Annotated in this window: 21 protein-coding genes and 1 pseudogene; 6 read left to right on the top strand and 16 right to left on the bottom strand. The window is 64.1% G+C overall.

The window, feature by feature from the left end; translation table 11 throughout:
- The first annotated feature begins 48 nt into the window (after positions 1 to 48).
- Positions 49 to 3237, top strand: a pseudogene (locus ABIG06_RS27585) (efflux RND transporter permease subunit).
- Positions 3238 to 3289: 52 nt separating this feature from the next.
- On the opposite strand, the gene ABIG06_RS27580 reads toward ABIG06_RS27585, so the two are convergent.
- The 6 genes from ABIG06_RS27580 to ABIG06_RS27555 form a co-directional block, all read right to left on the bottom strand.
- Positions 3290 to 3787 (bottom strand): hypothetical protein, encoded by a 498-nt coding sequence (locus ABIG06_RS27580; protein WP_370139342.1) that lies wholly within the window; start codon positions 3785 to 3787, stop codon positions 3290 to 3292.
- Positions 3788 to 3873: 86 nt separating this feature from the next.
- Positions 3874 to 4320, bottom strand: a complete 447-nt coding sequence (locus ABIG06_RS27575) for a MaoC family dehydratase (RefSeq protein WP_370139341.1) — start codon at positions 4318 to 4320, stop codon at positions 3874 to 3876.
- Positions 4321 to 4722: 402 nt separating this feature from the next.
- A complete protein-coding gene (locus ABIG06_RS27570) occupies positions 4723 to 5145 on the bottom strand; it encodes a hypothetical protein (RefSeq protein ID WP_370139340.1) in 423 nt (140 codons plus the stop codon).
- A 12-nt stretch (positions 5146 to 5157) separates the two neighbouring features.
- Positions 5158 to 5379 (bottom strand): hypothetical protein, encoded by a 222-nt coding sequence (locus tag ABIG06_RS27565; RefSeq protein ID WP_007592399.1) that lies wholly within the window; start codon positions 5377 to 5379, stop codon positions 5158 to 5160.
- A 221-nt stretch (positions 5380 to 5600) separates the two neighbouring features.
- Complete coding sequence (locus tag ABIG06_RS27560) at positions 5601 to 6419, bottom strand: lytic murein transglycosylase (RefSeq protein ID WP_124158713.1); 819 nt, start codon at positions 6417 to 6419, stop codon at positions 5601 to 5603.
- Positions 6420 to 6459: 40 nt separating this feature from the next.
- On the bottom strand, positions 6460 to 8313 hold the full coding sequence (locus ABIG06_RS27555) for a flavin-containing monooxygenase (protein WP_424578427.1): 1854 nt from the start codon (positions 8311 to 8313) through the stop codon (positions 6460 to 6462).
- Positions 8314 to 8492: 179 nt separating this feature from the next.
- Here ABIG06_RS27555 and ABIG06_RS27550 point away from each other — a divergent pair, with 179 nt between their 5' ends.
- Together ABIG06_RS27550 and ABIG06_RS27545 are read left to right on the top strand one after the other, a co-directional pair.
- A complete protein-coding gene (locus tag ABIG06_RS27550) occupies positions 8493 to 10118 on the top strand; it encodes a long-chain fatty acid--CoA ligase (RefSeq protein ID WP_370140918.1) in 1626 nt (541 codons plus the stop codon).
- Between the two features lie 55 nt (positions 10119 to 10173).
- A complete protein-coding gene (locus tag ABIG06_RS27545; RefSeq protein WP_424578426.1) occupies positions 10174 to 11385 on the top strand; it encodes an acyl-CoA dehydrogenase family protein in 1212 nt (403 codons plus the stop codon).
- Between the two features lie 21 nt (positions 11386 to 11406).
- On the opposite strand, the gene ABIG06_RS27540 is transcribed toward ABIG06_RS27545, so the two are convergent.
- From ABIG06_RS27540 to ABIG06_RS27520, 5 genes are all read right to left on the bottom strand, one after another.
- Positions 11407 to 12315: an amino acid ABC transporter substrate-binding protein gene (locus ABIG06_RS27540; protein ID WP_370139338.1), complete on the bottom strand. Its 909-nt coding sequence runs from the start codon at positions 12313 to 12315 to the stop codon at positions 11407 to 11409.
- Positions 12316 to 12454: 139 nt separating this feature from the next.
- Complete coding sequence (locus tag ABIG06_RS27535) at positions 12455 to 13888, bottom strand: amidohydrolase family protein (protein WP_370139337.1); 1434 nt, start codon at positions 13886 to 13888, stop codon at positions 12455 to 12457.
- A gap of 14 nt (positions 13889 to 13902) precedes the next feature.
- Positions 13903 to 14928 carry an ABC transporter substrate-binding protein gene (locus ABIG06_RS27530; protein ID WP_370139336.1) on the bottom strand — a complete coding sequence of 342 codons (1026 nt, stop codon included), beginning with the start codon at positions 14926 to 14928 and terminating at the stop codon, positions 13903 to 13905.
- Positions 14929 to 14967: 39 nt separating this feature from the next.
- The gene (locus tag ABIG06_RS27525) at positions 14968 to 15744 is read right to left on the bottom strand and encodes an ABC transporter permease (protein WP_370139335.1); all 777 of its coding nucleotides are present in this window, start codon (positions 15742 to 15744) and stop codon (positions 14968 to 14970) included.
- Entirely contained in the window at positions 15744 to 16601 is an 858-nt protein-coding gene (locus ABIG06_RS27520; RefSeq protein ID WP_245454425.1) for an ABC transporter ATP-binding protein, read from the bottom strand. Before ABIG06_RS27520 ends, ABIG06_RS27525 begins: the two co-directional genes overlap by 1 nt.
- A 196-nt stretch (positions 16602 to 16797) precedes the next feature.
- Between ABIG06_RS27520 and ABIG06_RS27515 the strand changes: the two genes are divergently transcribed.
- The gene (locus ABIG06_RS27515; RefSeq protein WP_370139334.1) at positions 16798 to 17556 is read left to right on the top strand and encodes a GntR family transcriptional regulator; all 759 of its coding nucleotides are present in this window, start codon (positions 16798 to 16800) and stop codon (positions 17554 to 17556) included.
- On the opposite strand, the gene ABIG06_RS27510 is transcribed toward ABIG06_RS27515, so the two are convergent.
- Complete coding sequence (locus ABIG06_RS27510) at positions 17553 to 17969, bottom strand: nuclear transport factor 2 family protein (protein ID WP_370139333.1); 417 nt, start codon at positions 17967 to 17969, stop codon at positions 17553 to 17555. The genes ABIG06_RS27515 and ABIG06_RS27510 overlap by 4 nt on opposite strands.
- A 148-nt stretch (positions 17970 to 18117) precedes the next feature.
- Between ABIG06_RS27510 and ABIG06_RS27505 the strand changes: the two genes are divergently transcribed.
- Together ABIG06_RS27505 and ABIG06_RS27500 are read left to right on the top strand one after the other, a co-directional pair.
- On the top strand, positions 18118 to 19368 hold the full coding sequence (locus ABIG06_RS27505; RefSeq protein ID WP_370139332.1) for an amidohydrolase family protein: 1251 nt from the start codon (positions 18118 to 18120) through the stop codon (positions 19366 to 19368).
- A gap of 295 nt (positions 19369 to 19663) precedes the next feature.
- Positions 19664 to 19984: a hypothetical protein gene (locus ABIG06_RS27500; protein ID WP_124158701.1), complete on the top strand. Its 321-nt coding sequence runs from the start codon at positions 19664 to 19666 to the stop codon at positions 19982 to 19984.
- On the opposite strand, the gene ABIG06_RS27495 is transcribed toward ABIG06_RS27500, so the two are convergent.
- The 4 genes from ABIG06_RS27495 to ABIG06_RS27480 are packed head-to-tail and all read right to left on the bottom strand — an operon-like array spanning position 19985 to position 23192.
- A complete protein-coding gene (locus ABIG06_RS27495; RefSeq protein WP_370139331.1) occupies positions 19985 to 20908 on the bottom strand; it encodes an NAD(P)-dependent oxidoreductase in 924 nt (307 codons plus the stop codon).
- Complete coding sequence (locus ABIG06_RS27490) at positions 20908 to 21777, bottom strand: hypothetical protein (RefSeq protein WP_370139330.1); 870 nt, start codon at positions 21775 to 21777, stop codon at positions 20908 to 20910. The genes ABIG06_RS27495 and ABIG06_RS27490 overlap by 1 nt, the downstream gene beginning before the upstream one ends.
- Positions 21778 to 21798: 21 nt before the next feature.
- Positions 21799 to 22482 (bottom strand): 4-carboxy-4-hydroxy-2-oxoadipate aldolase/oxaloacetate decarboxylase, encoded by a 684-nt coding sequence (locus ABIG06_RS27485; RefSeq protein ID WP_370139329.1) that lies wholly within the window; start codon positions 22480 to 22482, stop codon positions 21799 to 21801.
- On the bottom strand, positions 22479 to 23192 hold the full coding sequence (locus ABIG06_RS27480; protein WP_370139328.1) for a PIG-L deacetylase family protein: 714 nt from the start codon (positions 23190 to 23192) through the stop codon (positions 22479 to 22481). Before ABIG06_RS27480 ends, ABIG06_RS27485 begins: the two co-directional genes overlap by 4 nt.
- Positions 23193 to 23259: the final 67 nt, after the last annotated feature.

The following is a 23259-nucleotide window of genomic DNA, read 5'->3' as shown; positions in this document are numbered from 1 at the left end:
CGGTGAAACGGTCGGAGATAGGGAAGATATTGCCCAGGGGCAAAAGCCATGAACCTCTCAAAATTTTTCATCGACCGTCCGATCTTCGCCGGCGTGCTGTCGGTACTGATCTTCCTGGCGGGACTGATCTCGCTGTTCGCGATGCCGATCTCGGAATACCCGGACGTGGTGCCGCCCTCCGTCGTGGTGCGCGCGACCTATCCCGGCGCCAATCCCAAGGTGATCGCGGAGACGGTGGCAACCCCGATCGAGGAACAGATCAACGGCGTCGAGAACATGCTCTACATGTCGAGCCAGGCGACCACCGACGGCGCGATGACGCTGACCGTGACGTTCCGCCTCGGCACCGACCCCGACAAGGCGACGCAGCTGGTACAGAACCGCGTGCAGCAGGCCGAGCCGCGCCTGCCGGCCGTGGTGCGCCAGCTCGGCATCATCACCAAGAAGTCGTCGCCCGACCTCACCATGGTCGTTCACCTGCTGTCGCCGAACGGCCGCTACGACATGACTTACTTGCGCAACTATGCGGTGCTCAACGTCAAGGACCGGCTGGCGCGGATCGACGGCGTCGGCGACGTCCAGCTTTATGGCGCCGGCGACTATTCGATGCGGGTCTGGGTCGATCCGCAGAAGGCGGCCGAGCATAGCCTGACCGCGAGCGACATCGTGCGGGCGATCCAGGCGCAGAACGTCGAGGCCGCCGCCGGCGTGGTCGGCTCCTCCCCGAACGTCAGGGGTATCGATCTCTAGCTCTCCGTCAACGCGGAAGGCCGGCTCGCGAACGAGGAGCAATTCGGCGATATCGTGGTCAAGACCGGCGCCCGCGGCGAGGTGGTACGCTTGCGCGACGTCGCGCGCATCGAGCTTGGTGCCTCCGAATACGGTCTGCGCTCGCTGCTCGACAACAAGCAGGCAGTGGCGATCCCGATCTTCCAGGCGCCCGGCTCAAACGCGCTGCAGATTTCCGACAACGTTCGCGCCACCATGGCCGAGATCAAGAAGAACATGCCCGAGGGCGTGTCCTACCAGATCGTCTACGACCCCACCCAGTTCGTGCGCTCCTCGATCGAAGCCGTCATCCACACGCTGCTGGAAGCCATCGCCCTCGTCGTGCTGGTGGTGATCCTGTTCCTGCAGACCTGGCGCGCCTCGATCATCCCGCTCCTCGCCGTGCCGGTGTCGATCGTCGGCACGTTCGCGGTCATGCACGTGTTCGGCTTCTCCATCAACGCGCTCAGCCTGTTCGGCCTCGTGCTCGCGATCGGCATCGTCGTCGACGATGCCATCGTCGTGGTCGAGAACGTCGAGCGCAACATCGAGGGCGGTCTGTCGCCGCGAGATGCAACGTACCAGGCGATGCGCGAGGTGTCGGGTCCGATCATCGCGATCGCCATGGTGCTGATCGCGGTGTTCGTGCCGCTCGCCTTCATCTCCGGCCTCACCGGGCAGTTCTACAAGCAGTTCGCGCTGACGATCGCGATCTCGACCGTGATCTCCGCAATCAACTCGCTGACGCTGTCGCCGGCGTTGTCGGCGGTGCTGCTCAAGGGCCATAACGAGCCGAAGGACAAGCTGACGCTGGTCATGGAAAAGAGCCTCGGCTGGTTCTTCCGCGGCTTCAACAAGGCCTTCACGCGCTCCTCCGAGAACTACAGCGGCAGCGTTGGCAAGGTGATCTCGGGCAAGGCCGCGGTCATGGGCCTCTACGTGGTCCTCGTCGGCATCACTGCCCTGTTGTTCCAGCAGGTGCCGAGCGGCTTCGTGCCGGGACAGGACAAGCAGTACCTCGTCGGCTTCGCCCGCCTGCCCGATGGCGCGACGCTCGACCGGACGGAAGAAGTCATTCGCAAGATGAGCGACATCGCGCTGACCCAGCCCGGCGTCGAGAGCTCGGTGGCTTTCCCTGGCCTGTCGATCTCAGGCTTCACCAACTCGTCCAACGCCGGCATCGTGTTCTCGACGCTGAAGCCGTTCGACGAGCGCAAGGATCCCTCGCTCAGCGGCCCCGCCATCGCGGCCGAGCTGAACAAGAAGTACGCAGGCATCCAGGAAGCCTTCATCGCCATGTTCCCGCCGCCGCCGGTCAACGGCCTCGGCACCATCGGCGGCTTCAAGCTGCAGATCGAGGACCGCGCCGGTCTCGGCTATGACGCCCTGAACGAAGCGACGAACGCATTCATGGCTGCGATGCAGAAGGCGCCGGAGATCGCCGGCGTGTTCTCGAGCTTCCAGGTCAACGTGCCCCAGCTGTTCGCCGACATCGACCGCACTAAGGCGCTTCAGCTCGGCGTCCCCGTGACGGAAGTGTTCAACACGCTCCAGATCTACCTGGGCTCCTACTACGTCAACGACTTCAACAAGTTCGGCCGCACCTATTCCGTCCGGGTTCAGGCCGACGCGCCGTTCCGCGCGCGCGCCGACGACATCAGGCAGTTGAAGGTGCGCTCGTCCTCCGGCGACATGGTGCCGTTGTCTGCGCTGCTCACGATCCGCCAGAGCGCGGGGCCGGAGCGCGCGATCCGCTACAACGGCTTCCTGTCCTCGGACATCAACGCGGCCGCTGCGCCGGGTTTCTCGTCGGGCCAGGCGCAGGAGGTGGCGACGCGGATCGCCGCGGAGGTGCTGCCGCCGGGCTTTGCCTTCGAATGGACCGACCTGACCTACCAGGAGTTCATCGCCGGCAATTCCGGCGTCTGGGTGTTCCCGCTGGCGATCCTCCTGGTGTTCCTGGTGCTGGCCGCGCTCTATGAGAGCCTGACCCTGCCGCTCTCGATCATCATGATCGTGCCGATGGGCCTTCTGGCAGCAATGTTCGGCGTCTGGATCTCCAAGGGCGACAACAACGTCTTCACCCAGATCGGCTTGATCGTGCTGGTCGGCCTCTCCGCCAAGAACGCGATCCTGATCGTCGAATTCGCGCGGGAGCTCGAATTCGCCGGCCGCACGCCGATCCGGGCCGCGATCGAAGCCAGTCGCTTGCGGCTGCGCCCGATCCTGATGACGTCGATGGCATTCATCATGGGTGTCCTGCCGCTGGTGCTCTCGACCGGCGCCGGCTCGGAAATGCGGCGAGCCATGGGCGTTGCCGTGTTCTCTGGCATGATCGGCGTCACCGTGTTCGGCCTGTTCCTGACGCCGGTGTTCTATGTGCTGCTGCGGACCGTCACGGGCATGAAGCCGTTGATCCATCACGGCAGTGACATCCGCGCGGCGCCGGTCCAGGGGCCGGCCGAGTGAACCGCGTCCCGCCGCGGCACGCCTCCCGGCGGGACCAACGAGATCGGATCGATTATTTCCGGTTCTCCTCGCAGAATTTCAGCGCTGCCAGCGCCTCGCCGGCACGCGGGATCTGCATCTCGATGCTGTCCTCGTCGTCATCCTCGAAATCGAGCGTGAGGCGCTTGGCCTTGGCGAGGCGATCCATGATCGACTGCTCGTATGCGAAGATGCCGCGCACCGTGGTCTTGTCCATGACCTCCCACTTGGCCTTCTTCATGATATCGGCATCGTCGATGCCGACGTCTGCCCGGAGGACCTCGCCGACCTTGTCCCACTCCCAACCGTCGTAGATCAGCACCATTACGATCGCCTGCTCGGAATAGGTGATCACGATGACGTAGTCGCGGTTCTCGTCATCCTTGTCCTTGTAGCCGCGGCTCGCGTTGCAATGCGTGTCCTGCGCGCGCTTCTCGATGGTCCAGTCGCCGACTTTGGATTGTTGAGCAAGCGCCGGCCCGGTGCTCAAGAGGCCCGCAAACAATGCAGCGCCGAGACTGAATCGATTCATGCCGGCCTCCAGCGCCGTTCCGGGCCGAGATGACCACCTCTGCCGGTGGCCCGCAAGGAGTCGCCCGCACGGAACGCGCCTGGGCCCTACCCCCGCCGCGGCACGATCGCGATCGGAGTAAAGGTATAAACCTCCTCGCCGTTCTGGTTGAACATGGTCCATTTCACCAGCGCGATACCCTGCGGCTTCGATTTGGACGGCGTCAGGCTCATGACCTCGCCGACCAGATGCAGACGGTCGTCGGGGCGCACAGGCATCGTCCAGCGCAGGCCGTCGACACCGGCGCCGATCAGCGGATGCGGGCCGAACGGGCGGGTCTGGATTGCGAGGTTCATGGCGATCGCGGCGGTGTGCCATCCTGAGGCGGCAAGCCCCTTGAACAGGGTCGTCTTGGCGGCCTCGTGGTCGAGATGCATCGGCTGCGGATCGAACTCGGCGGCGAAGCGCTTGATATCGGCCTCGGTGACCAGAACTTCGGGCGACTTGAACCGCATTCCGACGATGAGATCGTCGAACCATTCGACCTGCGCCATGATTTTACCTCGCAGTGTGATGCGCCGCTCCGACGAGGCGGCCAAAAAGGCTTGGGCAACAACGGGATATAGCGTGCCCGCAGCGCGTCAACCAGCGCAGGGTTCCACGCGAAACCCCTTTCCCGATGCGACGAAACACGCCTGAAACAGATGGCCGGTTAGATGGTTGTCAAAATAAATACAGGGACGGCCACCATGCAATTCATCCTCGACCTGATCTACGACTATTCCTGCTGCCAGAATCTCGTCGCCCAGCCGCCACGGGAGGACGAGCTATGATCGAGCTGATCTCAGCCCTGCTCGCCCTTTGCAGCATCGGCGTCTTCGCGGCACATGCGCTGGACGCCTACCGCTCCTCACACTCCTGACGGCCTCGCCCTTACCGCCTCGCCATTTCCTACGTTAGAAAGGCCGCCGGTAAAAGTGTTCCGAATGTGTGGCCGGCGGAAACCGGTTGGCGAGCGCCAATGCTCCCTTCTCGTCCGTCTCCAGCGCGATCTTCTGCGCCAGCATCACGTCGCCCGGCACCAGGAAGCCGGACGGGACGAAGCACCACCCCATCGTTGCGCGCCCTTCGCCGTCGATCTCGTGCACATTTGCCGCCGTGCCGTAGTGGATACGATAGGTTCTGCCGGTGTCGCAGCCGACGACGTCGAAACACCGGTGCTGTTCGAACTGCGCTCGCTGCGCCGGCGACAGCCAATCGGCCAGAAGCCGGCGGCCGCGGGCGTCCGGCGTGTTCTCGCCGAAGAAGCGGCGATAGAGTTCACGCAGCGCATGCAGACGCGCACGCGCCGGCGCGCGGAGCCAAACTGCCGCGATCATGGGCAGCTCAGATCAACCGCCGACCAGGCGGGGATAGAACAACGTTTCCTGCGCGGTCGGATCGAACGATCGGATCCGGGTGACTTCGCCGGGCCCGGTTCGAAGAGCGGCGGTGAAGCCGGCTCCGGTCAGCTCCCGAAAGCGCCGTTCGGCTCGCGCCAGCGCTTCGGCATTGCCAGGATCAAACTCGTGGCGCGTATCGCCAGTCTGGTCCATCACGATCTGGGTAGCCATGTTGAGTCTCCTCATGCCCAGCCCTGAACTTGATCAAAGCAAACGTCGTGCCGTCGGTTCCAGATGGCAACAACTTTCTCGTGTCGGCGCATCACGCCTTGCTGAGCAGCCTAAAGCGAGACGAGATCGACATCGCGCTTTAGGCTATTGTTTAAGCATGATCTTTTCGGAGAACCGCTGCACACTTTTCGCGAATGCGGCCCTTCGGTCCGGATCATGCTCTAGCGCGAAGCCGCCGCGCCCCCGCCCTCGTCGATCTGCCGACCCATCAGCGCGATTGCCTTCTGATAGACGCCGGCGGCATTCCAAGCCTCGATCGCGGCGAAATTCGGTTCGCCGGGCTGGTACCCGGCTCCCGCGCGCCAACCATGGGCTTTGAGGAAATTCGCGGTCGAGTTCAGCGCATTGGCAGCAACTTCGAGGTTGCCGGTGCCGTAGGCCAGAATGTTCTTGGGCATGAACTGGGTCTGGCCGACCTCGCCATGCATGGAGCCGCGAGTTGATCCCGACAGCGTACCCCGATCGATCAGCTTCAAGGCTGCATAGAGCTGGTCGGTGAAGAATTCGGGCCGACGGCAGTCATAAGCAAGGGTCGCGATCGACGACAGCATGTTCTGATTGCCGCGCTGGCTGCCGAAGCCGGTTTCCATGCCCCAGATCGCGATCAAGGGCCCGGGCGGGACGCCATAGCGCTGCTGGATCGAAGCGAACAAGGCAGCGTGCGTCTGCTTGAGCTGCCGTCCCTTGGCAACGATGGTGGTGGCGCCGCGCTTGGCCAGGAACTGGTCGAGCGTCAGCGAAAAGCTGCGCTGGCCGCGGTCGGCCGCGATGGTGGCGCTGGCGTAATTGGTCTGCATCAGCGCCGACAGTGCGGTGGGCCCGATGCCTTTGCCCTGCGCCTCCGCGCTGAATTCGCGCTTCCAGGCCTCGAAACCCGCCGGCGAGCTGCCGCATTGCGCGGCCTCGGCGGAAGATGCCAGGCAACCGAGCAGCGTCATTGCGCTAAAAACTGCTCCCGCAACAGCCCTGCCCCTGATCATACCCTAGCTCTCCTGTGCTGTACCGTTCGGCAGCGCGATCTTACCCGGTGGAGCGTGCCGACTCCATGGCCTGATCATAGGACAATTCGAGGCCTTCCAGATTGCCCTCCTTGCGCCATTTGTCGAGCAGCCGCAGGAATGCCATCGGCCCGCGCCAATATTGGCTGTTTCTTGCCGCGATCGGATCGAACACGCCTTCGTTATTGTAATAGCCCGGCGTGCATTCGGCGAGATAGGTCTGCCGGCCGAGTGCGGCCCTGACGACCTCGTCGACCCAGGCGTTCTCGGCGGAAAGCGTCGGCTCGAGGGTGCGCGCGTTGCGCGCGCGGGCCTCCTTGATGACATAGGCGATGTGCTGCGATTGCTCGTCGATGATGTGCGGAAAATTGGCGCTCTGTCCGGCCTGCACCGTGACGATCAGGAAGCAGTTCGGGAAGCCGCGGCTGTAGAAGCCGTGCAGGGTCTTGACGCCGTCGCGCCACCGCTGGGACAGGCTCATGCCGGCGCGGCCGTAGACCTCGAAGCCCATGCGACGGGCGTAATCGGTGCCGACCTCGAAGCCGCTGGCATAGATCAGGCAGTCGAGCTCATAAGCCTTGCCGTCGACGACGACGGCATTCTCCGTGATGCGCTCAACGCCCTGCCCTTCGGTGTCAACGAGATGCACGTTGGCGCGATTGAAGGTATCAAGATATTCGTCGTGGAAGCACGGTCGCTTGCAGAATGCCTTGTACCAGGGCTTGAGCGCAGCCGCGGTCGTCTCGTCCTCGACCACTGCGTCGACGCGGGCGCGGATCTCCTCCATCTTGCGGTAGTCGGCCTGCTCGATCACCCTCAGCGCCTCGTCCATCGAGGTCACCGGCTGGGGCTGACGACGCGGCGCCAGCAGGATCTCGCCGAGCAGGCCGGTCCAGCCGTCCTGCACCAGATCCTGTTCGAACGGCTCGCCCGAAATCACGGCCGTAAAATTGTCCATGCGTTCGCGCTGCCAACCTGGCTTGAGGCCCTGCGCCCAGGCCTGATCCGTCGGACGGTCGTCGCGAACGCCGATCGCGGACGGCGTACGCTGGAACACATAGAGCTCCTTCGCGGAACGGCCGAGATGCGGCACGCATTGCACCGCGGTGGCGCCGGTGCCGATGATGCCGACGCGCTTGTCGGCAAGTCCCGTCAGGCCACCGTCCGCATCGCCGCCGGTGTAGCCGTAATCCCAGCGGCTGGTATGAAAGCTATGGCCCTTGAACGTCTCGATGCCGGGAATGCCCGGCAGCTTCGGACGGCTCAGCGGACCGCCGGCCAGAATGACGAAGCGCGCGCGGATGCGATCGCCGCGATCGGTCTCGACCAGCCAGCGTGCCTCCTGCTCCTGCCATGTCATCCGCGAGATGACGGTCTGAAACAGCGCGCGCTCGTAGAGCCCGAAATGACGGCCGATGCGGCGCGAATGCTCATAGATCTCGGGCGCCCGCGCGTATTTGCGCACCGGCATGTAGCCGGTCTGTTCCAGGAGCGGCAGATAGATGTAGCTCTCGGTATCGCAGGCGGCGCCGGGATAACGATTCCAGTACCAGGTGCCGCCGAAGTCGGCGGCCTTTTCCACGATACGAAAATCCTCGATGCCGGCATCGCGCAACCGCGCACCACACAACAGACCGCCGAAGCCGCCACCGACGATGAGCACTTCGGTCGCTTCGCTGACGGCGGCGCGCGCAAATCCGGGATCCGCCCAGGGGTCGTCGAGATAACGGCCGAATTCGCCCGTGACTTCGACATACTGCGCCTTGCCCTCGGCGCGCAGACGACGGTCGCGCTCGTCGCGGTAGCGAGCACGGAGCGCGGAAACATCGACCGTAGATGCGCCGGTTGTGCCGGTCTTGTGTCTTTCCGCTGACATTCATCTCCTCCACCGCGAACGCTGCTTCGCCAGCAGCTCACCTCACGTTAGCTCTGAAAAAGTGCCGCATGCAATCATGCCCGCTGCTTTTTGCGTGAACGCCGCGTGGCGTTCCGCTAACCTCGCGCGCAAAATCACAAGCCTGCGCCATGCAACGACGCGGCGATCTGGAGGAGACCATGCAGGGATTGATGATGGACGTGCCGCTTCTGATCAGCGGCCTGATCCAGTATGCAGCCGACTATCACGGCGAAGCGGAGATCGTCGCGCGCGAGATCGAGGGCGACATCCATCGCTACACCTATGCCGACGCCCATCCCCGCATCAAGCGCATGGCACTGGCGCTCAAGAGGCTCGGCATGAATCCCGGCGACCGCGTCGGCACACTGGCCTGGAACACCCATCGCCATTTCGAGATGTTCTACGCTGCGCCGGGCATGGGCTACGTGCTGCATACCGTCAACCCGCGGCTGTTTCCCGAACAGCTGGTCTACATCATCAATCATGCCGAAGACCGTCTGCTGTTCATCGACCGCGCCACACTGCCGCTCGTCGAGGCGATCGCGCCGCAGCTCAAGACGATCGAGGCCTTTGTCGTGATGTCCTCGCGCGAGCGCATGCCCGAGACGAAGCTTGCGAACGTCCATTGCTACGAAGAGCTTCTGGGACGCGAGAACGAGGCCGGCTTCGCCTGGCCGGAGTTCGACGAGAAGTCCGCCTCGACCATCTGCTACACGTCGGGCACGACAGGCAATCCCAAGGGCGTGATCTACTCGCACCGCGCCGCGATCCTGCAGACCATGACCTGCTGCAGTTTCGACTTCCTGCCGGGCCATGTCGAGGGCGTGCGCGAGGTGATGATGCCGATGGCGCCCCTCTTCCACGGCAATGCCTGGAACATGCCGTTCACAGCTCCCTATACCGGCTCGAAACTGGTGCTGCCAGGCCGCAACTACGAGCCCGACAAGCTCTATGAACTGCTCGAAGGCGAGAAGGTGACGCTCTCGGCGGGCGTGCCGAGCTTCTGGCTGATCCTGCTCGACTGGCTCGGCCGCACCGGCTACAAATTCTCCACGCTGCGCGCAACGCTGTCGTCCGGCTCGGCGCCGCCGCGCGCGATGGTCGAGAGGCTGAAGCGCGAATATGGCATCGACTATATCCAGGCCTGGGGCATGACCGAGGCCTTGGGCTGCTCGATGCCGGGCTTGCGTCCCGGCTCGGAGCACCTCAGCGAGACGGAGAAATTCGACAGACGCCAAGTCTCGGGACGCGCCTGTTTCGGCACCGCCTTGCGCATCGTCGACGATGCCGGCAACGAGTTGCCGCGCGACGGCAAGACCGTCGGTCATCTGCGCGCCCGGGGCCCCTGGGTCGCCTCGGGCTACATGAAGCTGGAGGAAGGCCTCGATCGCGACGGCTGGCTGATCACCGGCGACATGGCGGTGATCGACCCACAAGGCCACGTCACCCTGACCGATCGCTCCAAGGACGTGATCAAGTCCGGCGGCGAGTGGATCTCCTCGATCCAACTCGAGGACATCGCCTTGTCTCACCCCGACGTGCTGCAAGCTGCCGTCGTCGCGATTGCGCACGAGAAATGGCAGGAGCGCCCCCTGCTGCTCGTCGTCCGCAAGAAGGGCGCGACCGTCGACGGCAAGACACTGCTCGACCACATGCGCCCAAAAATCGCGAGCTGGTGGATGCCGGACGCGGTGGAATTCCTGGACGAATTCCCGATGACCGGCACGGGCAAGGTGCTGAAGTCCGCTCTGCGCGAGAAGTTCAGGGAGTACCGCGCCGCGTGAAGCGACGCATCATCGCGCTGAAGTCCGCCCCGACCTTCGATCCAGGAGACGAAAGATGCTCTACCCGATGTCGCCCAAAGTCGTCGAGCTCAAGCGCAAGCTCGAAAGCTTCATGGACCGGCACATCTATCCGAACGAGGAGCGCTTCTATCGCGAGGCGGAGGAGCTCGGGCCGTGGAAGGTCTATACCGTCGTCGAGGAGCTGAAGCCGCTGGCGCGCGCCGAGGGGCTCTGGAATCTGTTCCTGCCGGAGTCCAGCCACGGCGCGGGTCTTTCCAATCTCGAATATGCCCCGCTCTGCGAGGTGATGGGGCGCTCGCACCTCGCGCCTGAGGTGTTCAACTGCTCGGCGCCCGACACCGGCAACATGGAGGTGCTGGAGCGCTACGGCACCGAGAAGGACAAGGAGCGTTGGCTGAAGCCACTGCTCGCGGGCGAGATCCGCTCCTGCTTCGCCATGACCGAGCCGGCGGTCGCATCATCCGATGCGACCAACATCGAGAGCTCGATCGTGCGCGACGGCGATCATTACGTCATCAACGGGCGCAAATGGTACACCACCAACGCGACCGACCCGCGCTGCAAGATCTGCATCTTCATGGGCAAGACCGATCCTGACAATCCGGACCGGCACAAGCAGCAATCCATGATCCTGGTGCCGATGGAGACATCAGGAATCGAGGTGAAGCGTCCCCTCCCCGTGTTCGGCTTCTACGGCGTGCCCGACCGTGCCTCCGAAGTGGTATTCACCAATGTGCGCGTCCCGAAGGAGAACATGCTGCTCGGCGAAGGCCGCGGTTTCGAGATCGCACAGGGCCGTCTCGGACCCGGTCGCATCCATCATTGCATGCGGCTGATCGGCCTTTCCGAACGCACGCTGGAGAAGATGTGCCGCCGCGTGCGGAGCCGCGTCGCCTTCGGCAAGCCGGTCTCGGAGCAGACGGTGACGCAGGAGCGCATCGCGGAGGCGCGCATCATGATCGAGCAGGCGCGGCTGCTGACGCTGAACGCGGCCCATGCGATGGACACGGTCGGCAACAAGGTGGCGAAGGCAGCGATCGCCATGATCAAGGTTGCTGTGCCCAACATGGCCTGCCAGATCATCGACTGGGCCATTCAGGCCCATGGCGGCGGCGGCACCTCGAACGATTTCGGCCTGACGCACGCCTATGCCACCGCGCGCTTGCTGCGTCTTGCCGATGGACCCGATGAGGTCCATCGCAACCAGATCGCGCGGCTCGAGCTGAAGAAATACTCGAAGGCGTAGGAAAGGCGCTCTTCCTTCGCCTCAGTTCACCACGTAGACGTCAGGATCGGCGCTCGAGCTCGGCTTCTTGAAGGCGTTGCGCAAGGCCGGAGACATCGGGACGTTGTAATTGAGGCCGTTCGGCGGGGTCGGCGATTGCAGCCACTTCTTGTAGAGCACCTCGATCTCGGGGCTGGCGTAGAGCTCCTCGGTGGCGCGATCGACGAGTGCCTTGAACGGCGCATCCTCCCGCCGCAGCATGATGCCGTAGGGCTCGGGCTTGGAGAATGCCTCCTCGCTGATCATGTAAGCCTGCGGCTCCTTCGACCGCGCGATGGCGACGGCGAGTTGCACGTCGTCCAGCGCATAGGCCTGGGCGCGGTCGGTCTCCAGCAACAGGAAGGCCTCGGCCTGGTCCTTGGCCGGCATGATGTTGATGCCGAGGTTGCGCTCGGAGTTGACCTTGGCGAGCTGCGTCAGGTTGACCGATCCCGCCACCGCCGTGACCGCCTTGCCCTTGAGATCGTCGATGGTGTTGATCCTGTCGGCCTTCTTGGCCGCGAACCGCGTCGCGCTGAGGAAATGCGTGTTGGTGAAGGCGACCTGCTTCTGGCGATCGGCATTGTTTGTGGTCGCCGAGCAATGCAGATCGAGCGTGCCGTTGACCATCAAGGGGATCCGGTTCGACGAGGTCACGGCAAGCGTGTCGACGGCGATGTCGGGCATGCCGAGCTGCTTCCTCACGGCCTCGACGATCTTGAGGCAGATGTCCATGGCAAAGCCGACCGGCTTCTGGTTGCCGTCCAGATAACTGAACGGGACCGAGGCCTCCTGGTAGCCCAGCGTGATCTTCTTGCTCTCCTTGACCTTCTGGAGCGTGCCCGTGAGGTCCTCGGCGGAGGCTGAGCCCGCAAGACATGCCAGGGACAGAATAAGGGTGGGTAGACGCATCGGCTGCTCCTGGATGGGTCGTCGACCGGGGTCGAGACGAGAGATCGCGGAGGTGATAGCCGACACATGCGGCGTCCGCCAGCCGGGGCAGCGACTACCAGCCATCGCGCTATTCGATACTGCCCGAACGAAAGGCGCTTCACTGACACGTCAGCTGCTGTTCGAACCAGCCGCTCAAGCGCTCCGACAGGGCTGGCCACATCCGCTTGAAGTTCGCGAGCTTGCCCGCGCCGGTCCGATACAGCGCCCGCAACTCCTGCTCGATGGCCGGCAGATCAACGCCGGAACAGACCCCGTCCCTCACGATCGTTCTGCCGGCGACGACGACCTCCTTCACCAGGGACGCATTGCCGCGCGCGAACAGCAGCGCCATAGGGTCGACCGGCATGATCCGGTCGCGGTCGAGCCGGTCGAGATCGATCACGACGTAGTCGGCGGGGCTTCCGGTAAAGAGCTCGCCGCTCCCGGGCGCGCCGGTGGCGCGGCGCCCATTGCGGATGGCCAGCGAAAACATCTCGGCCGGCGTCCACGTCTGCTTGAAGCCGAGGCCGCCATGGGCCATCTGCACCAGCCGCATCTCGCGCAGGATGTCGTCGTCCTCGTCGAGCGCCAGCCCCTCGACACCGACAGCGATGGCGCAGCCGCATTTGTGCGCGGCGGCGATCGGCGCGAGGCCCGAGCGCAGATGCATGTTCGAGCTGAAATTGGTGACGATGCGCGCGCCGGAGGCCGCGATCATCTCCAGCTCGTCCGGGCGGGCGTGGATGCAATGCGCCAGCGTCAGCCGCTCGGAGAGGAAGCCAACGTCGCGCAGCCAGGGCACCATGTCCGGAAAATTCTGATCGGCCCAGGCCCGCTGGTACACGGTCTCCAGCAGATGCATGTGGATCCGGCGGCCGGTCCGCGCCGAACTCTCCGCCACCGCTTCCAGCAGCGGCTTCGAGCACCATTGCACGCCGGCAGGCCCGAGCTGCACGTCCACCATCGGACCGGCGATGGCCGCGGCAATGGCGTCCGTGAGTTCAATATACGTCTTTGGCGGCATCGGCGCGCGGACGAACAGCTCCGCGACGGTCTTGCGATCATCGCCGGAGAGACTCGAGAGCACCGGCTCGGCATCGCCATAGACGATCGGATTCTGGTCGCGCACGGCCATCGCAAAGGCGATGCGGATGCCCACGTCCGACGCAGCCTTCGCGACGGCTTTCGCCTCGTCGACCACGGGCATCGTCCCGCTCGGACGCGTGTAGTGCACCATCATGGCCGCGTAGCCGGCCCTGGCGGAACGCGCCAACGCAGAGGCCGCGGTCAGATAGGGATCAACAGGCGTGCCCAGCGCGGTGCGCAGGATCCAGCTTTCCAGGGGCATGCCGACCGCGCCGAAGGACGATGCGGTGGCACGGGCGTGGTCATGGGCGTTGACGAAGGCCGGGATGACGAAGGAGCGAGGTCCAGGCCCCGCTCCTTCCGCGATTTCGGTGATGACGCCGCCATCGTGCCGCAGCACGACATTGTCGCTGACACCGACGTCAGGGCCATGAAACAGGCAGCTCGCCGAAATCTCCGTGGCCATGACGCCTTCCAAAATCAGTTGGCAGTATACACCAGCTCCCGCTCAGCGCGCGGCGGCAGGAATTCGCGCGAGAACACCTCTGCGGGCGTCGGCGCACGGGCGAGCTGATAGCCCTCGACCACGATGCCGATGGCGCGCGTCATGCGGTCGTCCTTGATATCGCCGATGCCGATCTCCTTCATCTCCGGCGAGACGATCAGCTTCTCGAAGGAATATTGCAGCCGGCGCTTCTCGACATCGGCGTTGATGAGATTGTCGTAGTTCATCGCCGCCTTCATGCCGGCATTCTGGTCCTTGGCGACCGCGATCGCGCCCTTGTTGATGGCGCGCACCAGGCCCGCGACCGCCTTCGGGTTCGAGGCGATCAGCTTCCGGGAGACCATCACGCCGTTGGAATAGAGATCGAGGCCATATTCGCCGAACGAGAACCATTTGAAGTCCTTGTCCGGATCCTGGCGGTTGAGCACCAGGTTGAAATAGCTGGTGATGTTGAAGACGAGCGCTGCATCGATATCCCCCTTGATCAGCATGGGTTCCTGCAAGTTCGGCGCCATGTTGGAGATCTTGATCTTCTCACCGTCGAGCCCGTTCTTGCGGGTGAACACCGGCAACAGGCGCGTCGTCGGCGTGCCCTGCGCGCCGCCGAGCGTATGGCCTTCGAAATCCTTGATGGTGTTGATGCCGCTGGTCTTCTTGGCGACGATCGCGAACGGCGGCTGGTTCCACATCATGTAGACCATGACGGGCGCCTCCTGCGGCTTGCTCGAGGCGTTCTGGATGATGGCGTTGACGTCGCCGAAGCCGGCGTCATAGGCGCCGGACATCACACGCGTGACGGTGGCGCCGGAGCCCTCGCCCTGGTCGATGATGACGTTGAGGCCCTCCTCCTTGAAGAGGCCGTTGTCCTTGGCATAGAAGAACGCAGCGTCGCTGCCCTGGGTCTTCCAGCCCAGCGTGAACTTGATCGTAGTTTCTTCCGCCATGGCGGCTCCTGCGGACAGCGCCAACCCCACCAGCGCCGCACTTAATTTCCTCAACATCGAGACCTCCTCAGCTTCGTTGCGTGACGGTTCAGGAATTCAGGTTGCGATCACGTCGTTCTTGCGCGTCGCCCAGCCGGTAACCCGCCCCTCGATCAACGAGAATACGACGTAGAGTGCGACGCCGAGCCCGGCGAGCACGAACAGGCCGGCAAAGACCAGCGGCACGTTGAAATTGGAGGACGCGGTCATCATGACGTTGCCGATGCCGCGGTTGGAGGCGACCGTCTCCGACAGCACCGCGCCGACGAAAGCGTATGAGATCGCGACCTTCAGCGAAGCGAAGAAGAAGGGCATGGTCCTGGGCAGGCCGACGTTCCAGAGGATGTCGAGCTTGCTGGCGCCGAGCGCCTTCAGCACGTCCTCGAGCTCGGGCTCGGTGGTCGCAAGGCCCGTGGCGATATTCACGACGATCGGGAAGAAGCAGATCGACAGTGCGGTCAGCACCGCCGGCACCGTGCCGGAGCCGAACCACAGCACGAAGATCGGCACCACCGCGACCTTGGGGATCGAAGAGAAGCCGATCAAAAGCGGATAGCAGGTGTCATAGGCCGTCTTCGATACGCCGATGATCGCGCCGAGGGCGACGCCGAGCGCGACGCCGAGGACGAAGCCGAACATGGTGGTGGCCAGCGTCTGCACGATGTGCGGCCACAGCACCGGGAAGCGCTGGAACAACGTCAAGAACACCTGCGAGGGTCGGGGCAGCACGAGATCCGACATGCCCGTCATCAGGCAGAACAGCTCCCAGGCGACGAAGAACAACACGATCAGCCCCGCCGACCACGCCTTCTGCCTGACATCGATCCCGAACATCAGCCTGCCTCCTGCTCAGCCGCGCTGCGCGCATCCTCGATGAAGGTCCGCAGCTTCTGGTTCAGCGCGACGAATTCCGGCTCGAACGTCATGGCGACGGTGCGCGGGCGCGCAAACCCGACGCGGCTGTCGTCGAGGATGCGGCCAGGGCGCGCGCTCATCACACAGATGCGGCTGGCAAGGAAGCCAGCCTCGCGTAGATCGTGCGTCACCAGCAGCACCGTCGGCTTGTGCGTCATCCAGAGGTTCTGGAGGATCGCCCACAGCTCTTCGCGGGTGAACTGGTCGAGCGCGCCGAACGGCTCATCCAGCAGCAGCATGCGCGGTTCGTGGATCAGGGCGCGGCAGAGATTGGCGCGCTGGAGCATGCCGCCGGAGAGCTGCCAGGGATAACGGTTGCCGAAGCCGTTGAGGCCGACCTGCTCCAGCAGCGCGTTGGCCTTGTCACGGAATTCGGTTTTGCGCAGCTTCCGAAAATTCGAGCGGAACGGCTCTACGATCTTCAGCGGCAGCATGATGTTCCGCTCGATGGTCATCCACGGCAGCATGGTCGGATTCTGGAAGGCCATGCCGACCCGCATCGCGCGCGCCGCGACTTCGCGGCCACCCACGATGACGACGCCGCTGGTCGGCTGCACGAGGCCGCTGACGAGACGTAGAATGGTCGATTTGCCGCATCCTGACGGGCCGACCAGTGCGACAAACTCGCCGTCGGCGATCTTCAGGGTGGTCTTCGACAGGGCGGGCACGGCGCGGTCGCCGCGCCCGAAGGTCACGGAAGCCTCGGACAGCTCGATGGCCGTGGCGGTGGCGCCTTCGGGAACGGGCTGGCCGTCAAATTGGGCGTTGGGTTGCATGCGCATCACAGCCAAAGTGCATGCAAGCTGGGTGCCAGCCAGCGGTTATCGCAAAATCAATGATTTGCCAAATGCCCCCGGCGAACGGCCGGAGTCGATTTAGGCAATCCGGACATCAAACTGCATGCAATTGGAGCGCCGGATCGCAGCGGGACTGTGCTAAACAGAGGCTCAGACCCATCCCAAGGATTCGCCGATGGCGGCGCGCGCGAGCAGCAAGACTTCTGAATCGTCGGACAAGGTCAGCGTGATCTGCCGCGCACTCAGGCGCGCGATCATCGAGCAGGCGCTGGAGCCCGGCGCAAAACTGCCCGAGGACGCGCTCGGCGAACGCTTCGGCGTCAGCCGCACCATTGCCCGCCATGCGCTGGGCCAGCTCGCCGCAGAGGGCCTGGTCGAGCTCCGCCGCAACCGGATCGCGGTGGTGGCGACGCCGAGCTGGCAGGAGGCGCGCGATGCCTTCGACATCCGCATCGAGCTCGAGCGGCTCGTCGTGCGCCAGCTCGCGGGCAGGCTGACCAGGGCGCAGATCGCCGAGCTGAACGCACATGTCGACGCCGAGGATCGGGCGCGCGGCTGCACGGATGCGGTCTCGATCCGGCTCGCTACCGAATTTCACATCCTGCTCGCCCACATGACGAACAGTCCGATCCTGGTGCGCTATGTCAGCGAGGTCGCCTATCGCTGCTGCCTGACGCTGTCGCTCTACAGCCGGCCGCATTCCAGCGAATGTGCCATCAACGAGCACCGCGCCATCATCGCCGCGCTCGCCAAGGGCGACGAGGCCAGGGTGATGGAGCTGATGCACCATCACCTTGATTCCGTGGCCAACCGCGCGCTGGTGGCCCCGACTCCCCAGCGCGGCCGCGATCTGCTCGATATCCTCGCGCCCTATGCCGACGAGGTGACGAGCGATCGCGTCGTCAAGCTGCCGAAAATCGCGCGGAGGGGCTAAGCCTCGATGCCGCGCTGAACGAGGATCCGCTCGGCGCTGTCGTTCCACACGTCCATCTTCACGATCTGGCCGCCCTTCACCACGAAGCGATCGACATAGCGATTGCCCTCGAATGGCGTGCCGTCCATCCATTCGCCGTAGAGCGTGCCGACGCTGTAGACGACGGTCTCGTCCGCACCGGGGCAGACATCGAACCGATCCATCTTCTTCTTGACCCAGCGATAACGTTTCGCGTTGAAGCCGGTCGGCCCGCGCGGATGGTCGAACGCGCGCCCGCCGGTGAACGTGATCACCGTGCCCGGCTTCATATAGGCCGCCGCGGCATCGGGATCGGGGATCATCGACGCCGTGAGATAGGCCTCGACGATCTCGGCGTCCGTCATCGGGCGTGCGGCTTCTGCGGGGGCGGACATAGCGGGGTTCTCCAGGTAGGAGATATCTTACGATCGAGGACGCAAAGTGCATGCACATTTTTTGAACAATCGAGCCCACAACTGCACACAATCTGGAGCTGCCTGTTTCTCCAGCTTCCGCTAGGTTGCCAAGGCTGAATCCGACACCATGACCACTGAGACCGCCTTCGACCTGATCTTCCGCAACGCGCTGTTGCGCTCATCCGCCGCACCCGTCGATATCGGCGTGAAAGGCGGCCGCATCGCCGCGATCGCGCCAAAGCTGAGCTGCGAAGGGCTTTCCTGCGAGGCCGTCGAGGTCGGCGGCCGCCTCGCCCTGCCCGGCTTCGTCGACACCCACATCCATCTCGACAAGGCTTGCCTGCTCGGCCGCTGCGGGCACGATCACGGCAGCGTCTCGGAGGCAATCCGCGCTGTGGCCGGGATGAAGAAGGATTTCACGGTCGAGGACGTCTACGCGCGCGGCGCAAGCGTGCTCGAACGCGCCATCGCGTACGGCACGATGCGGATGCGCACCCATGTCGAGATCGATCCGCGCATCGGCTTGCGCGGCTTCGAGGCGATCAAGTCGCTGAAGCGCGACTATGCCTGGGCGATCGACCTCGAACTCTGCGTTTTCCCGCAGGAGGGCCTGACCAACGATCCCGGAGCCGAGGAACTGCTGATCCAGGCGTTGCGCAATGGCGGGGAAGCCATCGGCGGCTGTCCCTACATGGACACCGACCCGAATGCGCATCTCGAGCGCATCTTCGATCTCGCGCAGGAATTCGACGTCGACGTCGATCTCCATCTCGATTTCGACCTCGATCCCTCCTGGTGGCATCTCGACGAGGTCTGCCGGCAGACCGAGCGGCGCAACTATCAGGGACGTGTCGCGATCGGCCATGCGACAAAACTCTCCGCACTGCCGCCGGAACGCATGAAGGTTGCCACCGCGCAACTGGCAAGGGCCGGCGTTGCCGTCACCGTGCTACCCGCGACCGATCTTTATCTGATGGGGCGCGAGGCCACCCACAACGCGCCACGCGGGCTGACGCTCGCCCACAAGCTTGCGGGCGACGGCGTCATGTGCTCGGTCGCGACCAACAACGTGCTCAATCCCTTCACGCCGTTCGGCGACGCCTCGCTGCTGCGCATGGCAAATCTCTATGCCAACGTCGCACACGCCTCGGTGAGCGATTTCGACACCTGCCTCGATCTCGTGACCGAACTGCCGGCCCGGCTGATGAACCTTGGTGATTACGGCATCAAGATCGGCAATCCCGCCGACCTCATCGTGCTCGATACACGAGACAGCCGCTTCGCTGTCGCCGAGCTACCCGACGTCCTGATGGGCTTCAAGGCCGGCCGAAAGACATTTGCGCGGCAGCGGCCCATCCTGTTCAATCCCAAGAACTGAGAGCGGTTCCGCTCGATATCCCGGACATCGCGTGACGCCGCACGCGGGACGTTCCGCATCCGTCGCGACGCCGGAGGAGCGTTCCGTCCGCTGACAAGGTCGACGCCCTTCCAGCGGTCAGATCGTCGGGAGACCCGTCTGGCCGTGGAGCTACTTCAGTTCGACTTTACCGCGGCTCGAGCCCACCCGAGATCGGTAGAATCCCGGACCGTAGCCAAACGCGTTGCGAGACCGGTGACGCCGATAATAACTACGATCTGCACTGACCATCTCCGTTCAGTGTGGAAGTATCGGCATGTTCAGCGCATTCAGCAGCATCGACTATCATTCCGTCCAGGCCCAGGCGCCCGCAGATACGGCGGTGAAGCGGCTCGACGGCATCGGCCAGGTTCTTTCTGGTCTCGATATCTTGGCGATCCAGACGCAGGACGACGTGAACCGCACGCTTTGGACGCTCGACGCCGCCAGCAAATGCGTTCACGCCGTGCTGGCGGAATTCCGCACGCAGCCGGCTACCGAACAGCTCGTCCGCAAATCGAGAAATCTGATCGACCTGATTGAACGCGCCCGCGATCAGGTCGTGAGCTTTCAGGAAAGCGGCGCGGTCCTGAGCTGACTACTTGGTGCGATTGATCTTCGCGAGGATTCGGTCCGCCTCGGTCCGCCAATCCGCGCTGCGGGCGAACTCTTTCGTGCCCCTGGCGCCGAACAGCCCTTCATCGGCGAGATCAGCCACCCAGGCCTGTCGTTCGGCAGTGCCCTGCGCGGACCATGGCGTCAAACCCGCCTCGCGCACGGTTTCGGCGACCTCACGCACCTCCTCGGCGCGGCGACGGCCGTGCTCGATCACACGCTGGAAGACGTAGGCGCCCTGCTCCTCCCAATCAATGCCGGGAAAGGTTTCCACGAGTGACGCCAGCACCGCATCCTCGACGCCGTAAGCGCGCGCGGTGGTAAAACTTTCGATGACCATGGCCTCGAGGCCCTTGATCATGATGCTCCGGCACATCTTCACGGCCGACGACACGCCGAGCTCATCGCTCGCGACCTTCGCCGCGAAACCGATCGCGTTCAGCAGCGGCTCGAGCTCTCTCGCACCGGGACCGCCGAGCAGCAGCGGCACCTTGATGCGATAAGGCGGCACCGAGGTCATCACCGCGCCCTCGACATAGCGACCGGCGGCGCCGTCGATCAGCGCAGCCGCACGCTGCTTGGCGGCGGGCGAGGCCGAATTGAAATCGAGGAACCAGGTGCCCTGGTTGATCGCAGCCGCGCACGCCTTTGCGACCGGAACGGCCTGGCTTGCCGTGACCGCCGAGATGATGAAGTCGGATTTCGCGGTCAGCGCGGCATGAGAGGCGACGAGGGTCACGCCGAACTTCGCTGCATGCTCCTTGAGCGAAGCGCTCTGCTCGCCTCCGAGCTTGAGGTCGTAGGCGGCGACCTTGATGTCCTGCTGGCGCAAATCCTCGGCAAGGATCCTGCCGACTTCGCCGTATCCGACCAGCCCGATCTGCCAGCGCCTGGGATCACCTGCCATCAGTTCAGTCCTTCAATCGTCGCGTCGAACAGCTCCTCGACCGCGTAGCGCCGCGGGATCAGCGCCTGCTGGAATGCGTAGTCGACGATCAGCTCGAGCGATCTCCTGTTCGCCTCGATCCCGAACGGAACGAGGTCGGGCGTCGCCGCGGGCCCTGCCCGCTCCTTGCTCCGCTTGAGCAGATCATAGACGCCCGCGACCACGTCGGGTCGCGATTTCGCAAGCTGCTCGGTCACGACCACGAGATGGTTGACCGGCACGACGCCGCGATGGCCATACCATTTGGCGGCTTCGGCGGCGGGATCAGGGAACAGCGGCTTCAGCTTGGGATCATCAAAGGTCTCGCCGAGAACGGCATCGAGTTCGCCGTCAATCAGCATCTGCAGGATCTTGTTGTCCTTCGGCGCGCGCGCGGTGGTGTCGACATATTCGGCCACGTGTGGATCCTCGAAGGTCACCCAGCGGATCCTGTCGAGCTTGACGCCGTAGTCGTTGGCGAGGATGCCCCTGATCCAGGCGCCCGTCGTGGTCGTGAAGGAGCGGATACCGACACGCTTGCCTTCGAGGTTGGACGGACCGAGCGTTCCCTGGGCGGGATTGTACAACGCGTAGGAATGTTGGAAACGGCCCAGCATCGTCGCCGGCAGCAGCACCAGCGGCTTGCCATGCGCTTTCGCCATCAGATAGGTGACGATCGCCATCTCGCAGACGTCGAAGGCCTGCTCGCGCACCATCGGCTTGAACGCCGTGTTGGTCGGTGTGTACTCGATGAAGTCGAGATCGAACAGATCGGCGCGGAGCTCGCCGCTCTTCACGGCCTTGACGTGAGGATGGCTGCCGAGCACGGCCTTCAGCTTGAGACGATTCATCCGCCCGCTCCGTGACTTGCTTCAGACGTCCTCGAGAGTGTCGACATAGACAAGGCCGGCCTTCGCCAAGGCCTCGCGCATGTTGTACATGTCGAGGCCGAGCTCGCCTGAGGCGAGGCGCTTACGCTTGCCGTCTTCATCCGCGTTGCGCTTCTTCGCCCTTTCGGACACCTCGGCCGCATAGCGCTTCGGCACCACCACCACGCCATCGTCATCGGCCACGACGATGTCGCCGGGGTCGACGTTCACACCGGCGCAAACCACGGGGACATTGACCGAGCCGAGCGTCGCCTTCACCGTCCCCTTGGCCGATACCGCGCGCGACCACACTGGAAAGCGCATCTCATGCAGCGCTTTGACGTCACGACAGCCGGCGTCGATGATCAGCCCCTGCACACCGCGCGCCTGCAGCGACGTCGCAAGCAACTCGCCGAACATGCCGTCGGTGTTGTCAGTGGTGCAGCCGACGACGAGGACGTCGCCTGTCCTGCATTGCTCGACCGCGACATGGATCATCCAGTTGTCGCCCGGTTGCGCCAGCACCGTAACGGCAGGCCCCGCAATCGCCGCGCCCGGCCAGACGGGACGCAAATATGGCTTCATCAGGCCGAGGCGGCCATAGGCCTCGTGTACGGTCGAGACACCGTACTCCGCCATGTTAGCGGGATCGGCCCGCTTGATGTTGCGAACGACGACCGGCTTCATGCGAGTTCCTGCGCGACGGTCGGAAACAGGCGCTGATAGGCCTCGCCATAGGTCATGGGAACGCCGGTGTTGCGGCTGCCCTGGATGCCGCGGTTGAGCGCGACGCGCTCGTAATAGCCCCAGAGATGCTTCTGTGCGGCCAGGATCTGGAACGCCTCGTACTTCTCCTTCCAGACCTCGTCGATCTTCAGGATCGTGTCCGGCTTGTAGTTGCACTGCTCGGGCTGGTGCGGCTCGAACAGGAACACCGGCGGCGCAGAGTATTTGTACTGCGCGCCGGGCTTGTGGCCCATCGCCTGCGCGACCACGCGCGTCTCCTGCGCGAAATGCGCTGCGTTCGGATGGTCGAAATTATAGGGGTCTTCCAGCGCGTGCGTCAGCACGAAGCTCGGATTGAGCTCGCGGTAGATGTCGACCATGCGGTCGAAATGCGCTTCTGTCAGCCTGAGCGGATAATCGCCGCAATCGAAGAACTCGATCTCGGCCCCCAACAGCTTGGCCGCCCGCTCCGCCTCGTCCTTGCGGCCGGCCTTGACCGATTCCAGCGTGGCGCCCTTTTCCTTCCAGGCGAACTGGCTCTCGCCGCGCTCGCCAAAGGACAAGCAGACGATCTTGATCCGATAGCCCTTCTTCGCATGCAGTGCGATGGCACCGCCGGCGCGCCAGACGAAATCGCCGGGATGCGCGGTGACGACGAGACCTGTTTTCATGGGTTGCTCCTTCCGTTCACATGCATTGGCCGGCGCAGCGCCGGCAACGGATTCCCGCACAGCCTGT

Source organism: Bradyrhizobium sp. USDA 326, assembly GCF_049739485.1.
Classification (GTDB): Bacteria; Pseudomonadota; Alphaproteobacteria; order Rhizobiales; family Xanthobacteraceae; genus Bradyrhizobium.
This window is presented reverse-complemented; position numbering and strand designations above follow the sequence as displayed.

Bases quoted from the DNA above. Each gene is read 5' to 3' on its own strand.
- ABIG06_RS27580 (WP_370139342.1), bottom strand. From the start codon at position 3,787: ATGAATCGATTCAGTCTCGGCGCTGCATTGTTTGCGGGCCTCTTGAGC.
- ABIG06_RS27575 (WP_370139341.1), bottom strand. From the start codon at position 4,320: ATGGCGCAGGTCGAATGGTTCGACGATCTCATCGTCGGAATGCGGTTC.
- ABIG06_RS27570 (WP_370139340.1), bottom strand. From the start codon at position 5,145: ATGATCGCGGCAGTTTGGCTCCGCGCGCCGGCGCGTGCGCGTCTGCAT.
- ABIG06_RS27565 (WP_007592399.1), bottom strand. From the start codon at position 5,379: ATGGCTACCCAGATCGTGATGGACCAGACTGGCGATACGCGCCACGAG.
- ABIG06_RS27560 (WP_124158713.1), bottom strand. From the start codon at position 6,419: ATGATCAGGGGCAGGGCTGTTGCGGGAGCAGTTTTTAGCGCAATGACG.
- ABIG06_RS27555 (WP_424578427.1), bottom strand. From the start codon at position 8,313: ATGTCAGCGGAAAGACACAAGACCGGCACAACCGGCGCATCTACGGTC.
- ABIG06_RS27550 (WP_370140918.1), top strand. From the start codon at position 8,493: ATGCAGGGATTGATGATGGACGTGCCGCTTCTGATCAGCGGCCTGATC.
- ABIG06_RS27545 (WP_424578426.1), top strand. From the start codon at position 10,174: ATGCTCTACCCGATGTCGCCCAAAGTCGTCGAGCTCAAGCGCAAGCTC.
- ABIG06_RS27540 (WP_370139338.1), bottom strand. From the start codon at position 12,315: ATGCGTCTACCCACCCTTATTCTGTCCCTGGCATGTCTTGCGGGCTCA.
- ABIG06_RS27535 (WP_370139337.1), bottom strand. From the start codon at position 13,888: ATGGCCACGGAGATTTCGGCGAGCTGCCTGTTTCATGGCCCTGACGTC.
- ABIG06_RS27530 (WP_370139336.1), bottom strand. From the start codon at position 14,928: ATGTTGAGGAAATTAAGTGCGGCGCTGGTGGGGTTGGCGCTGTCCGCA.
- ABIG06_RS27525 (WP_370139335.1), bottom strand. From the start codon at position 15,744: ATGTTCGGGATCGATGTCAGGCAGAAGGCGTGGTCGGCGGGGCTGATC.
- ABIG06_RS27520 (WP_245454425.1), bottom strand. From the start codon at position 16,601: ATGCAACCCAACGCCCAATTTGACGGCCAGCCCGTTCCCGAAGGCGCC.
- ABIG06_RS27515 (WP_370139334.1), top strand. From the start codon at position 16,798: ATGGCGGCGCGCGCGAGCAGCAAGACTTCTGAATCGTCGGACAAGGTC.
- ABIG06_RS27510 (WP_370139333.1), bottom strand. From the start codon at position 17,969: ATGTCCGCCCCCGCAGAAGCCGCACGCCCGATGACGGACGCCGAGATC.
- ABIG06_RS27505 (WP_370139332.1), top strand. From the start codon at position 18,118: ATGACCACTGAGACCGCCTTCGACCTGATCTTCCGCAACGCGCTGTTG.
- ABIG06_RS27500 (WP_124158701.1), top strand. From the start codon at position 19,664: ATGTTCAGCGCATTCAGCAGCATCGACTATCATTCCGTCCAGGCCCAG.
- ABIG06_RS27495 (WP_370139331.1), bottom strand. From the start codon at position 20,908: ATGGCAGGTGATCCCAGGCGCTGGCAGATCGGGCTGGTCGGATACGGC.
- ABIG06_RS27490 (WP_370139330.1), bottom strand. From the start codon at position 21,777: ATGAATCGTCTCAAGCTGAAGGCCGTGCTCGGCAGCCATCCTCACGTC.
- ABIG06_RS27485 (WP_370139329.1), bottom strand. From the start codon at position 22,482: ATGAAGCCGGTCGTCGTTCGCAACATCAAGCGGGCCGATCCCGCTAAC.
- ABIG06_RS27480 (WP_370139328.1), bottom strand. From the start codon at position 23,192: ATGAAAACAGGTCTCGTCGTCACCGCGCATCCCGGCGATTTCGTCTGG.